Raw genomic sequence first — 14,738 nt, forward strand, 5'->3', positions numbered from 1 at the left:
TGGCTGCGGAGGCTGCTGCTCACCCCCGGATCATGGTCCGCCGGCTTCGAACCAGGGCACCGGCTGTGTCTAATTTGAGCTTCGGACACCACGCGAGGTTCGCCGTGCGGCGACGTCGGACCAGCAAGGGCGTGGCAGGCCAGGGCACGCCAGGCCAGGACACGGCAGGCCAGGACGCAGCAGGCCCGCCCGGCACGGTGACCCATGTGGTGGGCATCGGAGCTTCGGCCGGTGGCCTCGAAGCGCTGCAGGAGCTGGCCGGTAGCCTGGTGGCTGGCGCCGGCCTGGCCTACGTGGTGGCCCAGCACCTGGCCCCGGAACACCGCAGCCTGATCGTGGAGCTGGTGGCCCATGCCACCACGCTGCCGGTGGTCACGGCGGTCGACGGGGCGGCGCTCCAGGCCGACGTGATCGCCATCGCCCCGCCCAACCACGACCTCACGGTGGACGGCGAACGGCTGCGGCTGAGCGATCCGGTTCCCCGCTTCGGGCCCAGCCCCTGCATCGACCTGCTGTTCGATTCGATCGCCGACCACTGGGGGGAGCGCGGCGTTGCGGTGGTGCTTTCCGGCACCGGGGCCGATGGCGCCCGCGGCGTGCGGGCCCTGCGGGTCGCGGGCGGGCTCACCCTGGCCCAGACACCCGAGAGCGCCAAGTTCGATGCGATGCCCCGGGCTGCCATCAGCCTCGGGGGTGTGGACCTGGTGCTGGCCCCGGGGGCCATCGGCCCCCGCCTGGCCGAGCTCACCGCGGCGGGAAGGTCCGGGGTGGCGGAGGGCCAGCCGGCTGCGGAGCCGCTGCAGCTCGACGCCGTGACGGCGCAGCTCAAGCACGCCTGCGGCATCGATTTCTCCGAGTACAAGGCGTCCACCCTGCGCCGGCAGGTGCAGCGCCGGATGGCGATCCGTCAGGTGAGCCGGCTGGAGGAGTATCTCCCCCTGCTCACGGCGGAGGGTGAGGAGGCCCAGAGGCTGGTGCACAACCTGCTGGTCGCCGTCACGGCCTTCTTCCGGGATCCGCTGGTCTACGAGGCGCTCGAGCAGCGGCTGGGCGACTACGTGGCCAGGAGGACCTCGCCGGAACGCCTGCGGGTGTGGGTGCCCGGCTGTGCCTCGGGGGAGGAGGTGTATTCCATCGCAATGGTGATCAGTGCGGTGCTGGGCCATCCCGCCGACCTCGCCGCCAATCTCAAGATCTTCGCCACCGATCTCGAGGAACAGAGCCTGGCGATCGCCCGCCGCGCCCGCTACCCGCTCGCGGCGGCCAAGCCCATCCCCGCTGCGCTGCGCCAGCGGTTCGTGATCGAACACGGCAGTGAGATCGAGATCAGTGAGGGCCTGCGGGCCTGCGCCGTCTTCGCCCGCCACGACGTGGGCGAGGACCCGCCCTTCCCCAGCCTCGACCTGATCTCCTGCCGCAACACGCTCATCTACTTCACCGCGCCGATGCAGGAGCGGGTGATCGACCGCTTCCGTTTCGGCCTGCTCCCCGGTGGTCTGCTGCTGCTGGGCAGCTCCGAATCCCTCGGCAGCAGGACGGCCGGCTTCGCCGTGGCCGACGCCGAACACGGCCTCTACAGCCGCACGCCGCAGGGGGCCCGGCGCCCCCGCCCCGCCCTGGTGCCGCTGGTGCAGAGGACCGCCAAGGGTCCGCCCTCGGGGGGGCGGATCGCCGTGCTGCGCGAGACAGTGCCCGAGCAGCATATGGCCCTGCTCGAAGCGCTCACCCGCGCCCTCTGTCCGGCGGCCCTGGTGCTGGATGAGAACCACGACCTGGTGGAGGTGCTGGGCGATGTGACCCCCTTCTGCCGTCTGCCCGAAGGCCGGATGACCACCTCGGCCCACGCCTTCCTCCGGCCGGGTCTGCAGGCGGAGGCCCGGGCCCTGCTGGTGCTCGCCCGCGCTGACGGCCTGGCCGCCAGCAGTCAGCCGCTGCAGCTGGAGGGCCTGGAGGGGGCGGTGCGCCTGGAGGCCCGCCAGATGTGGGTGGGGGAGCGCCAGCTCACCGTGCTCACCTTTCAGCCGCTGCCTCCGGGGGGCCGGGAGCCGCTGCCCGGCCCCCCGGAGGCCCGGGACGCCGCCTTCGACCGGGAGATCGAGCGGCTGGAGCACGAGCTGCTGGCCAGCCAGGACACCCTTCGGCGCTCCCTGGCGGAACTCGAGCAGACCAACGAGGAGCTGGAGGCCTCCTCGGAGGAGCTGCTGGCCTCCTCCGAGGAGCTGCAGTCGTCGAACGAGGAACTGGAGGCCTCCAACGAGGAGCTCCAGGCCACCAACGAGGAGCTCGCCACCCTGAACCAGCAGCTGGGGTCCCGCAGTGAGGAACTCGAGCAGCTCAATGTCGAACTGGAGAACATCCAGACCTCCCTGAGCCAGGGCATGGTGATCGTGGATCGCCACCTCCGCGTCACCCGCTTCTCCCCGCTGGCGGTGCGGGTGTTCGGCCTGGTGGACACGGACATCGGCCAGCCGTTGCGGGCTGTGCCCACCACCGTTCCCCTGCCAGGTCTGGAGGAGGCCCTCAAGACCGTCCTCGACGGGGGGCCGCGACAGAGCTTCGAGGCCAGCAGCGAGGACGTGGCCTACCTGATCCAGGTGGTTCCCTATCTCGAGCGGGACGGGCGCCGGCGGGGCGCCATCGTGACCCTCACCGACGTGTCGGAACTGGTGGCCGTGCGCCAGGCGGCGGAAGCGGCCCTCAATGAATTCTCCACCCTCACCGATGCCCTCGATGAGGTGGTGTGGAAGTGGGACCACACCGGCACCCGGTTGCTCTACGCCAGCCAGCGGATCCAGGCCCTGACAGGCTGGACCCCCGCGGAGGTGTGCGAACGGCCGGAGCTGCTCGAGGAGGCGATCGCCCCGGCCGACCGCGCCAGGGTCCGGGCCGCCCGCGACCCCCTGCAGAGCCACTGGTCGATCACCTATCCCTTCACCACCCGTGACGGCCGCCAGCTCTGGATGAAGGAGTCGGCCCGGGTGGTCCGCAATGGCGAGGAGCGCTTCGTGGTCGGCACCCTGGCCGACGTCACCGACGTGCACGGCCTGCAGGAACGGGCCGATGAACTCGCGGCGATCTTTGAATCCGTGTTCCAGAACGCCAGCTTCGGCGTGGCCGTGCTCGACGGGCAACAGCGCGTCGTGATGGCCAATGGGGTGTTCTGCGCTGCCGTGGGCTTCGACCCGGGCTCGATCACGGGGGTGAGCGCGGCGATGCTCTGCCCGCAGGAGGAGCTGGAGGCCCTGATCCGGGAGGCCCGGGAGCGGGGCGATGGCGATGGGGGGCCGCCCTCCGCTCGACCCGTGCTTTCCCTCAGAAACCGTGAGGGAGCGCTCCAGCCTGTGGCGGTGGAGCTGCGCCTGCCCCGGCAATCCCTCGCCAGGGAGTGGATCACGCTGCTGGTGCATCCCCCTGCCTGACGCGGAGACATCCGGCAGCCGGTCGGCAGGGCTGTGCTTTATCGCAAAGGTGCTGCATTGGCGCACAGGTGCAGCGTTCGGGATGGCCCCAGTGGGGGGCCGGAATTATCCCCTTACGGTGAAGCCACGAGAGAGGAAAGCAGGGATCGGCCATGGTCTACAACCCGGTACAGGATCGATTCCACGCAGCAGCGCCGCAGAGCGAGCAGGAACCGGCACGGCAGGGGGACCAGGACCAGGAGATCGATCCTCCGGATCCTGTTCCGAAGGCATCGCGCGATGCCCGCCTGGCCCCCGCCCATCCCCGCTTCCGCGGCGGCGATGGCCTCAGTGACTATCTGCGCCTGATCGCGCGCGTTCCCCTGCTCACGCCCGCCGAGGAGCTGCACCTCGCCGGCACCGTGCAGGAGTGGCTGCAGCATCCGGATCCGCCGCTGTCACTGCGGCGTCGGGGAACCAGGGCCCGCAATCGCATGGTCACCGCCAATCTGCGCCTGGTAGTGATGGTGTGCCGGCGCTATCGCGGCCGGATCGGCAATCTTCAGCTCGAGATGCTGGATCTCTACCAGGCCGGAAACATCGGCCTGATGCGTGCGGTTGAACTGTTCGATCCTTCGCGGGGTTACCGCTTGTCCACCTACGCCTTTTCCTGGATTCACCAGGCCGTTCAGCGCTGCATGACGGCCACCGGCAACGGCATTCGCATTCCCACCGCACTGCGCAACATCGCCTACCGCGCCCAGCTGCTGGAAGCCTGCGCGGAGCAGCCCCTCTCCATCGGCGCCATAGCCGCGCTCCTCGGGGAGAAGGAGCAGCGCCTGCAGACCGCCCTCACCGTGGTGCGCCAATGCAGCACCACATCGCTGGACAAGCCCTCAGCAAGCATGGGGGAGGACACAACCCTGATCGAGGTGATCCCGGATCGGCGCGGCAACGTGCCGCACGATGACTACCGCTGGCTGCATGAGCATCTGGACGCTCTCGATCTGCGCGACCGGCAGGTGCTCCAGCTTCGCTACGGCGACGATGAGTCCCGCTCCTGCTCCAAGACAGCGCGCGTACTGGGGGTGAGCAAGAGCTGTGTCCAGAGTGTCGAGCGCCGCACCCTGAAGAACCTGCGCCGCCGGTTGGGTCCGGTTCTCGATCCCAGGGGGGGCTGAGGCGTGCCCAGCACCGACTGCGCCCCCGTGCCGGCGACGACGATCCCGGCCCACGACGTCCCCTGGATCTGGACGCTGTTCATCTGCGGCGGCGCACCGGCCTCGGCCGCAGCGCTGTGCCGGTTGCGTCACCTCTGCGATCAGGAGGGAAGCACCCGGGTGGAGCTCCGGGTGGTGGATGTGTCCAGCGACCCCGAGCCGGCCCTCCGGGCCGGCGTGCGCGCCATCCCCAGCCTGGTGGCCGATCCGCTGCCGTCGGCGGCGCCACCGTGTTCGGCGCTCCGCAGCGGCCCGCCAGGGTGGTTCCGCCGGCGCCTGCGCCAACTCCAGGCGGAGAACGCTGCCTTGCGGGCTCTGGTGGAGGCGATCACCAGTGGAGAGGCGGATGCCCTGGTGGTGAACGGCGGTGTGTACCTGCGTGAAAGCGGCGACGCCTGCTACCGCCACCTGGTGGAGCAGATGGGTGAGGCGGTCGCCACCCTCTCCTCCACCGGAGTGGTGCTGTACGCCAACCCGCGTCTTGCCGAGCTGCTTGATCATCCCCGGCAGAGCCTGCTTGGCCGCACTCTGGACGCCTTCCTGCCCCCTGACCAGCTGAAGATCTTTCAGCGGTTGCGGGCCGCGGGCCCTGGCCGAACCGAGCGGGCTGCCCTGGATCTGGTGGGGAGCGACGGCCGCGGCCTTGCGGTTCTGGCGACCCTCAGTGGTCTGCGCAGCGCAGGCGCTGCGACCCAGAGCCTGGTGCTCACGACCCTCGCCGCCAGGCCGGCCGCGCCAGTGGCCGCAGAAGGCGATGTGCTCACGCTCCTGGCCCGCCGCCATCGCCACACGCACCGCACCCAGCCGCTCAGCCTGCTCCTGTGTGCCCTCTCCGAGGCCCAGCTGCTCCGTTATCCGCCCGGAACCGCGACCGGTGATCTCCTCTGGCGGGCCTTCACGGAGCGCCTGGCGCAGGCCCTCGGACCTGACGGCCTCGTGGGCAACTTCGCCACAGGCCAACTGCTCGGCGTGACAGCGGGCGTGGCCCACATCGGCGAGGCCACGGCCCTGGTGGAGCGGGTGCACGCGACGCTCACCCTGCCGTTGGATCTGGGGGGCGATCCGGTTGTGATCGATCCCTGTGTGGGCATGGCCCTGGAGACACCGGGCAGCCGGCTGGAGGAGCTGCTGCTGCGGGCGGAGCAGGCCCTGGAGCAGGCCCGGCCCCGCAACACACCACGCAACCTGGCGATTGCGATCCTGTGAGCGAATCGATGTTGACGGGAAACCCATCTCTGGAGGTGATGACGTGCCTGGGGTGGGCAGAGATGTGGGCAGCCTCTCCCTGATCCATCCTCGTCATCACGGGGATGACATGAAACAGCCAGCTGCCCTACGACCTGTGAAGGTCTGAGTTCGATTCTGCGATCACGCAGCTAGACAGTGGATACGCGGCGTCGTCGCCGAGGTACTGGCCCCACCGAATCACCAACCGTTCGACTCCCTTGGTGACGACGCATCAATCAAGAAAGACAAGGAGATCGCCGTGAACAGCTTCAACAAGGACATCACAGCAGGGCTCCTGAGCGACTGCCCTCCTCCTTGCCTCTCGCTCTATCAACCCACCCATCGGCACGATCCGGACAACCAGCAGGACCCCATACGTTTCAGGAATCTGGTCAAGGCGCTGGAAGAGTCGTTGCAGAGACGTTTGCCGCAGGGTGAGATCGAACCCCTGCTGCGGCCCTTTCTGGCGCTCGCCCATGACCTCGATTTCTGGAATCACACCCTCGATGGCCTGGCTGTGCTCGGAGCCCAGGATCTGTTTCGGGTCTACAAACTCCAGCATCCAGTAGCGGAACTAGCGGTTGTCGCCGACAGTTTTCACCTCAAGCCGCTACTGCAGATCCTTCAGTCCGCTGACCGCTATCAGGTGCTCGGCCTCAGCCGCACGGAGGTCAGGCTCTTCGAGGGCAGCCGGGACGCCCTGGACGAAATTGATCTGGCCGCGGAGATCCCCCGAACCATGACCGAGGCCCTGGGGGCGGACGTGACGGAAGCGCACCACACCGTTGCCTCCTATGGCGGGGTGGGTGCCGGACACGCCCCCATGCACCATGGCCATGGTGGAAGAAAGGCCGAGGCGGATCACGATACGGAGCGCTTCTTCAGGGCCGTCGACAGCGCCGTTCTGGAACACCACTCCCGGCCATCGGGCCTGCCGCTGATCCTGGCGGCCCTGCCGGAGCACCATGCCCTCTTCCACGCAATCAGCCACAACCCCTTCCTGATGCAGGACAGCATCGACATGTTTCCAGAGGAGAACTCCTCAACGGAGCAGCTGCGGCAACGGGCCTGGGCAGTTCGAGAGCCTCAGGTCCTGCATCACATGGCCGCCCTGATGGAGGAGTTTGGCAGTGCCTGCTCTTCAGGACAGGGTGACGACACGCTGGGTCCCGTGGCGAAGGCCGTAGTGGATGGGCGAGTGGCTACATTGCTGATTCAGGCCCAACGGAACATCCCGGGCCGGCTGAACCCTCAGACGGGCGAGATCGAGTTGGGGCAGTTGGAAGATCCGAACGTCAATGATCTTCTTGACGACCTCGGCAAGACGGCTCTCCAGATGGGAACAGAAGTGGTGGTACTCCCTGCCGCCAGAATGCCTACCATGACAGGGATTGCTGCCATCTACCGCTACTGAGCGGACGTGGCAGTGCTGCGAACCGGCCTTGCCTAGGCCACTTGGTTTCTGACCGTAGGTTGCTGAGGATGACGAGTCTGTTGATGAGGCAGGCATGACGTACAGGGACAGCCAGCAACTACGTCCAAAAGACGTGGAACTGGTCATCGGAGCTTGGGGTGTCAGGAACTACCACACCACGCTGGAGCAACGCGCCATCTCGGGTGCAACCATCACCGGTGGATACATCTCCATGGTGGTGGCCGCCACAGTGATGGCAACGGCAGGGCTCCTGCTAAACAGTGCGGCCGTGGTCATCGGGTCGATGTGTGTCGCTCCGTTCATGGCACCCTCGCGGGCGGTATGCATCGGTGCGCTGTTTCGAAATGGTCGGGTCTTCCTCGGTGGCATCATCAAGCAGTTCTTCGGGCTGCTCTTGATCGGCGCCTGTGTTTCCGCTGCCATTACATTCTTGTTGCGGAGTTGTCTTTCAGGTATTGACATCACTCCTGAGATTCTGCTGAGGGCGATGCCATCGGCAAGGGACGTGGTTCTGAGCACGCTGATTGCAGTGTCGGCCGGTGCGGCGGCCTCCCTGGCGTTGATTTCCCAGCCGAACATCGTGGAGCATCCCTGGGGGCAAGCCATCGATGCGGTGATCGGCGTGCAGGTGGCGATCTCGCTCATTCCACCCGCAGCCGTGATTGGCATCGGATGGGCCCTCGGACAGCCAGAGCACAGCTGGAACGCATTCTCTCTGCTGCTGCTGAATGTCGCAGCTCTGGATCTGGTCGGCAGCGTCTCCATCCTTGCCATCAGCGGTGTACGACGCCGGCACCTGGAGCTCGAGAAGAGCATTCGCGGCATCGTGGCGGGATTGCTCAAAGCCGTAACCAATTTCATTGCCCTTGGCAGCTGCGTGGATGTCACCCTTCTGGGTGAATACGAAGCTGTTGTGGATGTCCGACTGCGGTGCCGCCTCGGCGGTGAGATCCCAGATATTCTCGCCGATCAGATTGGTACAGAGATCATGGCGAGTACGTCTTGCCACGTTGATGTCGCCGTGGAGATCATCTCCATGCTCTCCTATTCGTCCATCAGTGACTGAAAGAGAATCGTCCCGCAACGCGGGTGCCGCTCGCGCAGCACGTCGTTGCTCCTGCGGTAGGCCGGTCCAGTGAAAGGGGATGGGCCAAGGAGTGGACTTCGCTGAACTGGTCTCGACCGAGAGGTGAGGCTTTCCATGGAGAAGGGCTTCAACACTCGTCATACTGCTGAACTCCCAGGCTGCAACACGTGGCAATGGATCACTCGACTGAATCATCCGTCCTTATCCCATTGGTTGAATTCGGCCCGGACCGACCTGGCTAAGCTTAAAGGGAAGGAACGGGACACGCCATCGATGAATCTACGGATGAATCTACGGATGAATCTACGTTGGAAGGATCTTGTTGCCTCGCTGATGGCTTCTGCGGTGTTGATGATCACGATCATTCTCCCCCTGAGCGGTGTTGCGATGGCTGCAACTGGACAGCCTCAACCCATTGCATTCTTAACGATGTCAAACAAATTCGACGCTGCAGCCAAAGACGCAGAGGGCAAGCTGGAGTCGGCCTATGGTGAACTCACGGGTGATCCTGGCCACCAGATCAAGGGCAAGGCCAAGCAGGTTCAGGCTTCGGCCATGAATGTGGCTGGCAATCTCAAGGATGGCGCTGCATCTGCGGCCAGGGGAGTGCGCGATACTGCGGGAAAGGTGGCCGATGATCTGAGCTGAGTCTTCGGGATGCCGCACCAGAAGCGACGGCATCCCCTGACAGATCAGAAAAGACAGTTCCAGGCCTGAGTATAGCTTCTATCCCCATAATCCATCCTCACTGGAGAGAGCGATGCTGGAGTTGATTGTCGTTGTTCTGGTTGTTCTCTGGCTCCTAGGGTTTCTCACAAACTTTACCCTCGGAGGCTTGATTCATGTCCTGCTGGTCATTGCCGTAATCGCCATTCTGCTGCGTCTGATTCGAGGGCGTGGCCTCTGAACCCCTGAAGTGGCCCGATCCCATGGATCAATTCTTCATTCTGGAGACAGCGAAATCATTCGACGAGGCCAGTGCCGACATGCATGCTGCCGTGGCAGCCCATGGCTTTGGTGTGTTGTCCTTGCTTGACCTCGGAGAAAGTCTGCGCAGCAAGGGCATCACCTTTGTTGAGGAGTGCCGGGTGATGGAGGTGTGCAACCCGCAACAGGCAGCCAGGGTGCTGAGAAGCGACATGAAGCTGACCATGGCCCTGCCTTGCCGGATCGCCGTGTACACCCAAGCTGGCCAGACCAGCATCGGCATGATCCGCCCCGCAGCCATGCTGAGCAGCCTGTCCTCCGATCCCGAACTGATGGAGGTGGCGCGAGAGGTGGAAGCCTCTGCTATTGGCATCATCCAGGAGGCCGCTTCGCGGCGCGGGCGCTGAGGTTCACGGCCTGCTAAGACAAGACCTCTCAGGACAATCAGGCATCAGGACAATGGGTCCCACACGTCAGAACCATGGTCCCAGTGGGAAATGGGAGACGCTGGATACAGAGCAGCTGCTGCACGCACTGAAGTCATCCCCAGCTGGCCTGAGCCAGACAGAGGCTCTGCACCGTCTGAGAGAGTACGGCAGCAATGAGATCAAAGAAAGAAAGACCAATCAGATCCTGAAGTTTCTGACCTATTTCTGGGGTCCGATTCCATGGATGATTGAGTTCGCTGTGGTGCTTTCGGCACTCGCCAGGCACTGGCCAGATCTTGTCATCATCCTCGTGCTGCTGCTGGCCAACGGGGTGATCGGCTTCTGGGAAGAACACCAGGCAGGCAATGCCATTGCGGCGCTCCAGGCCAAACTGGCCTTGAAGGCCCAGGTGAAGCGGGATCAACAGTGGACAACTCTGGAATCGCGGGAATTGGTGCCTGGCGATGTCGTCCATCTGCGCCTCGGCGACATTGTGCCGGCGGATGCCCGCTTGTTGGCTGGTGAGCCACTGCAGGTGGATCAGTCGGCGCTAACGGGTGAATCGTTGCCCACCACACGTTCCAGTGGCGATGTCGTGTTTTCAGGATCCATCATTCGCCAGGGGGAGATCGACGCGTTGGTCTTTGCCACAGGTGGATCCACCTACTTCGGCAAGACGGCGGAACTTGTGCAATCTGCCCACAGCGTGAGCCATTTTCAACAAGCCGTGTTGAAGATCGGGAACTATCTGATCCTGCTCGCGCTGATTCTGGTCACCGTGATCATGGCCGTGGCGCTGTTCCGCGGAGATCCCCTGCTCACAACCCTTCAGTTCGCCTTGGTGTTGACTGTGGCGGCGATTCCCGTGGCCATGCCCACCGTCCTTTCCGTGACCATGGCGGTGGGGGCACGTCTGCTCACGAAGAGGGGAGCCATTGTGACCCGCTTGGCGGCCATTGAGGAGCTGGCTGGGGTCGATGTGCTGTGTTCGGACAAGACCGGCACACTGACCCAGAACACGCTCACCCTGGGGGCACCCTTCAGTGTGGATCGCTCCGGCGACGGCCCAGGTTCAAACCTGGTGACGTTGTACGCCGCACTGGCATCACGTTCGGATAACAAGGACCCGATCGACCGGGCGGTGCTGGGCGGCCTGGGCGAGGGCCAGAGCCTGGATGGCTACCAGGTGGTTCACTTTCAGCCCTTTGATCCGGTGCACAAGCGCACCGAGGCCACCATCCGGCGCGGAGACGGCGGGGACTTCAAGGTCACCAAAGGGGCCCCTCAGGTGATCCTGGCCTTGTCTTGCAACCGCGCCGAGGTCTCGGCTTCCGTCGAGCACGCCATCCATGGGTTTGCAGCACGCGGATACCGGTCTTTGGGGGTGGCTCGCACGGATGCGGAAGGCCACTGGCAGTTTCTGGGGGTCTTGCCCCTGTTCGATCCCCCTCGCCGGGAAGCCCGGGCGACCATCGCCACCGCCCACGAGATGGGCGTGATGGTCAAGATGATCACCGGTGACCAATTGCCTATCGCCCAGGAAACGGCGGAGAAGCTGGGGCTGGGCTCCCTGATCCTCGATGCCAACGGGTTTGGAGCCACCCAGACCGCTCAAAAGGGGTTGTTGGCGAAGTCGATCGAACAGGCGGATGGATTCGCGCAGGTGTTTCCGGAGCACAAGTTTCAGATCGTGCAGGTTCTCCAGCAGCACGGCCACATCGTTGGCATGACGGGAGACGGGGTCAACGATGCTCCCGCCCTGAAGCAGGCCGACTGCGGCATTGCCGTTTCGGATGCCACGGATGCGGCCAGAAGTGCCGCTTCGATAGTGCTGATGAGCCCAGGCTTATCCGTGATCATCGATGCGATCAAGGCAAGCCGCAAGATCTTCCAGAGAATGACCAGTTATGCAATTTACCGCATCGCCGAAACACTGCGCGTTCTTCTGTTCATGACGGCCTCGATCCTGGCGTTTAACTTTTACCCTGTAACCGCCGTCATGATCGTGATGCTTGCCTTGCTCAATGATGGCGCCATACTCTCTATTGCGTACGATAACGTCCATTACAGCAATACCCCAGAAAGATGGAATATGCGCATTGTGCTTGGGGTCGCCACTGCATTGGGCGTGGTTGGCGTCGCGTCAGCCTTTGGACTGTTCTTTCTTGGCGAGCGTATCTACAATCTCGATCGTTCTCATCTCCAGACGCTGATGTACCTGAAGCTTTCTGTGGCAGGGCATCTGACGATCTTCCTGACGCGGACTCGTGGTCCATTCTGGTCTATCCGTCCATCAAGGGTCCTGCTGCTGGCAGTGTGCGGAACCCAGTTGCTCGCCACGCTGATTGCGGTGTATGGATGGTTCATGGCTCCGCTGGGATGGAGTTGGGCCCTGGCGGTATGGGGCTATGCCCTGGTCTGGTTCGTGGTCAATGACCGCCTCAAGTTGGTGGTCTACCGGTTTCTGAACTCAGAACCACAGGCTGATGGGGCGGCGCGACTCCGGCAGGCCAGCATCATTGGCTGATGGATTCCTCATGGCTATGTCTTAAATGGCTCCAACTTCTGCGTGCCCGAGGAGCAGCCTGAACAGAGTCAATGGATCAAGTGGTTTTACTTCACCTTTGCGGCATCCCAAGGCCATGGACGAGCAATTCTCTGAACAGCATGCACCATCCAATCCATTCCCGATCCCAGATCTTGGTCGTCTGGTGAGGCCCTTGGTTGTTCCCCCTGGCAAGACCATCTCCCTTGCCAGTGACTTCGACCCTGGTTACAAGGCCCATTATCTGGAAAAGGATGATGCCGATCGCGATCTGCAGGAGGCTATCCGTGCCTTGGCTATCTACCAGGGCATGCTCTATGCCCAGGACACCCATGCCTTGCTGATTATTCTTCAGGCCATGGATGCCGCTGGCAAAGACAGCACAATCAGGCATGTACTGTCTGGAATCAATCCGCAAGGTTGTCGTGTTTACAGTTTCAAGGCTCCTTCCATCGAAGAACTGGACCATGGTTTCCTCTGGCGCTGTTCAAATGTGCTGCCGCGACGAGGAAATATCTGCGTCTTCAACCGCTCCTACTATGAAGATGTTCTCATCACACGAGTCCATCCCGAGTTGATGGGCTCACGCCAGCTTCCCAAAGCGTTGATTGATGAGGAGATATGGTATCGCCGCTTCAGGGAAATCAACGCATTCGAAGACTACCTCGTCAACAATGGTACCGTCGTGCTCAAGTTCTTCTTGAATGTGTCCAAGAGTGAGCAGAAGGACCGTCTGCTGGAGAGGGTTGGCCGACCCGAGAAGAACTGGAAATATTCTGTCAAGGATGTCATCGAGCGCAGCTACTGGAACGACTATATGGCTGCCTATGAAGCCATGTTCAACCACACGAGCACAGCCATTGCTCCTTGGTACATTATCCCAGCCGATCATAAATGGTTTACACGGCTTGCCGTGGCTGCCGTAATCTATACGAAGCTAAAGGAGATGAACCTCTCATATCCCAGCCTGAGTGCACAGCAGGAGGCCGAACTCCTCAATGCCCGATCGATGCTCGAGCAGCAGGATTAGATCATTGCTGCCCCAGGCTATACCCTGTTGTATGGACAATGACGAACCACTTGCTGGTTGTCCTGGTGCTCCTCCTGGATCTGGTGGTGCTCGGTCTGCTGCTTCCCTCGCTGCTGATCCGCTTCCTGCTGGCGCCGCTCCACCCGCAGGTGCTGTTCTGTGGCCGCGGGCCCAGCAAACGGCTGGCCCTGACCCTCGACGACGGCCCCAGCGGCCCCGGTTCCGAGGCCCTGCTGGAGCTGCTGGAGGAACTGCAGGTGCCTGCCACCTTCTTCCTGATCGGGTCCCATCTGGAGCGGGATCCGGCCTTCCCCCTCCGGGCGCTGCAGCAGGGGCATGAGCTCGGCAACCATCTCTGGCGTGATGAACCCTCTGCCGCTCTGGAGGAGTCCAGCTTTCACCGGCAGCTCCGGAACACCGAGCGACGCGTGGAGCGAGCCGCCTTCCCCGAGCCGGTGACCTGGCGCTGGTGCCGGCCAGGGCAGGGCTGGTTCCACCGGCGGATGCTGGCGTGGCTGGCAGGACGCCACTATCGGCTGGTGCTGGGCTCGATCTTCCCGTGGGACACCCTGAAGCCGCCGCTGTGGTTCGTGCGCTGGTTCGTGCGCTGCAACGCCCACCCCGGCGGCATCCTGGTGCTGCATGACACCCCGGCTCTGAACGCCCGCACCTGCCGCACGCTGCAGCGGATCGTGCCTGACCTGCGCCGGCGCGGCTACACGTTCGTGCCGCTGGCGGAGCTGCTCGATCCGGGCTCCTGAAGGGCCGCCCACCACTGCTCCACCACCTCCGGGCTGCCATACCAACGCGGCCCGAAGGCACCGCCATGGGCCACGCCGGGAAGCACCAGCGGGGTGGAGCCCTCCAGCAGGGCGGAGGCCACCGGCACCAGGCCGTCGCCCCGGTCGTGGGGATCACCCGTGCTGTTGCGGTAGGCCGTGGGGGCCAGGCGTTGGGCCATCGGTGTGGCCTCGGCCAGCTCCAGATCGCCCGCCACCGACAGGTAGCGCACCTGATCGGCGAAGGGACAGCCCGGCAGGCGCCGCTGCACCATCTGGCGCAGCACGGTGGCCTTGAGGGCCGTATGGGGGCTGCCCAGCATCACCAGCGCGCTGGCCAGGGCCTTGCCGTCGTAGCGCCGGCCCTGGAAGGGGGCGTCATCCAGAAACAGCCGCAGCATGATGCCGCCGGAGCTGTGGCCGATCAGCGTCACCGTGCCGGTGGGCGACTGTCGGGCCAGCTCACGGGCGGCGACGGCGACGCGATCGAGGATCCGCGCCCAGGCAAAGGCGAACACGGTGAGCAGCCATTCCGGTTTGCCCACGGGCACCAGTCGCACCGGCTGGCCGCTCAGCTGTTCCAGCCGCTCCCGCATCGGCGCGTAGGCCTCGGGGCTGATCAGGAAGCCGCCCAGGATCAGGATCGGTTGGGTGGGCATGGG

General features: G+C 64.2%; 12 protein-coding genes. 11 read left to right on the forward strand and 1 reads right to left on the reverse strand.

Annotated elements, in window-relative coordinates; all coding sequences use genetic code 11:
• Positions 1-104 precede the first annotated feature (104 nt).
• The 11 genes from CPCC7001_RS01535 to CPCC7001_RS01580 all read left to right on the forward strand — a co-directional run bounded on the left by CPCC7001_RS01535 (position 105) and on the right by CPCC7001_RS01580 (position 14,058).
• A complete protein-coding gene (locus tag CPCC7001_RS01535; protein WP_225867138.1) occupies positions 105-3,419 on the forward strand; it encodes a chemotaxis protein CheB in 3,315 nt (1,104 codons plus the stop codon).
• A gap of 152 nt (positions 3,420-3,571) precedes the next feature.
• On the forward strand, positions 3,572-4,579 hold the full coding sequence (locus tag CPCC7001_RS13905) for a sigma-70 family RNA polymerase sigma factor (protein WP_006911052.1): 1,008 nt from the start codon (positions 3,572-3,574) through the stop codon (positions 4,577-4,579).
• Between the two features lie 3 nt (positions 4,580-4,582).
• Entirely contained in the window at positions 4,583-5,824 is a 1,242-nt protein-coding gene (locus tag CPCC7001_RS01545; RefSeq protein WP_006909171.1) for a PAS domain-containing protein, read from the forward strand.
• A 280-nt stretch (positions 5,825-6,104) separates the two neighbouring features.
• On the forward strand, positions 6,105-7,259 hold the full coding sequence (locus CPCC7001_RS01550; protein WP_006911457.1) for a hypothetical protein: 1,155 nt from the start codon (positions 6,105-6,107) through the stop codon (positions 7,257-7,259).
• A gap of 133 nt (positions 7,260-7,392) precedes the next feature.
• Complete coding sequence (locus tag CPCC7001_RS01555) at positions 7,393-8,346, forward strand: DUF389 domain-containing protein (RefSeq protein WP_006910255.1); 954 nt, start codon at positions 7,393-7,395, stop codon at positions 8,344-8,346.
• A gap of 135 nt (positions 8,347-8,481) precedes the next feature.
• Complete coding sequence (locus tag CPCC7001_RS15675; RefSeq protein ID WP_225867139.1) at positions 8,482-9,015, forward strand: CsbD family protein; 534 nt, start codon at positions 8,482-8,484, stop codon at positions 9,013-9,015.
• A 112-nt stretch (positions 9,016-9,127) separates the two neighbouring features.
• Complete coding sequence (locus tag CPCC7001_RS14915; RefSeq protein WP_006911068.1) at positions 9,128-9,274, forward strand: lmo0937 family membrane protein; 147 nt, start codon at positions 9,128-9,130, stop codon at positions 9,272-9,274.
• Positions 9,264-9,701 carry a DUF302 domain-containing protein gene (locus CPCC7001_RS01565; RefSeq protein ID WP_225867140.1) on the forward strand — a complete coding sequence of 146 codons (438 nt, stop codon included), beginning with the start codon at positions 9,264-9,266 and terminating at the stop codon, positions 9,699-9,701. Before CPCC7001_RS14915 ends, CPCC7001_RS01565 begins: the two co-directional genes overlap by 11 nt.
• A 52-nt stretch (positions 9,702-9,753) precedes the next feature.
• Positions 9,754-12,249, forward strand: a complete 2,496-nt coding sequence (locus CPCC7001_RS01570) for a plasma-membrane proton-efflux P-type ATPase (RefSeq protein ID WP_006909486.1) — start codon at positions 9,754-9,756, stop codon at positions 12,247-12,249.
• Between the two features lie 115 nt (positions 12,250-12,364).
• Entirely contained in the window at positions 12,365-13,297 is a 933-nt protein-coding gene (locus CPCC7001_RS01575) for a polyphosphate kinase 2 family protein (RefSeq protein WP_083782540.1), read from the forward strand.
• Between the two features lie 50 nt (positions 13,298-13,347).
• Complete coding sequence (locus CPCC7001_RS01580; RefSeq protein ID WP_225867141.1) at positions 13,348-14,058, forward strand: chitin deacetylase family protein; 711 nt, start codon at positions 13,348-13,350, stop codon at positions 14,056-14,058.
• Here CPCC7001_RS01580 and CPCC7001_RS01585 read toward each other — a convergent pair.
• A complete protein-coding gene (locus tag CPCC7001_RS01585; protein WP_006910093.1) occupies positions 14,013-14,735 on the reverse strand; it encodes a triacylglycerol lipase in 723 nt (240 codons plus the stop codon). The two genes, CPCC7001_RS01580 and CPCC7001_RS01585, sit on opposite strands and share 46 nt — an antisense overlap.
• Positions 14,736-14,738: the final 3 nt, after the last annotated feature.

Source organism: Cyanobium sp. PCC 7001 (assembly GCF_000155635.1).
GTDB lineage: Bacteria > Cyanobacteriota > Cyanobacteriia > PCC-6307 > Cyanobiaceae > NIES-981.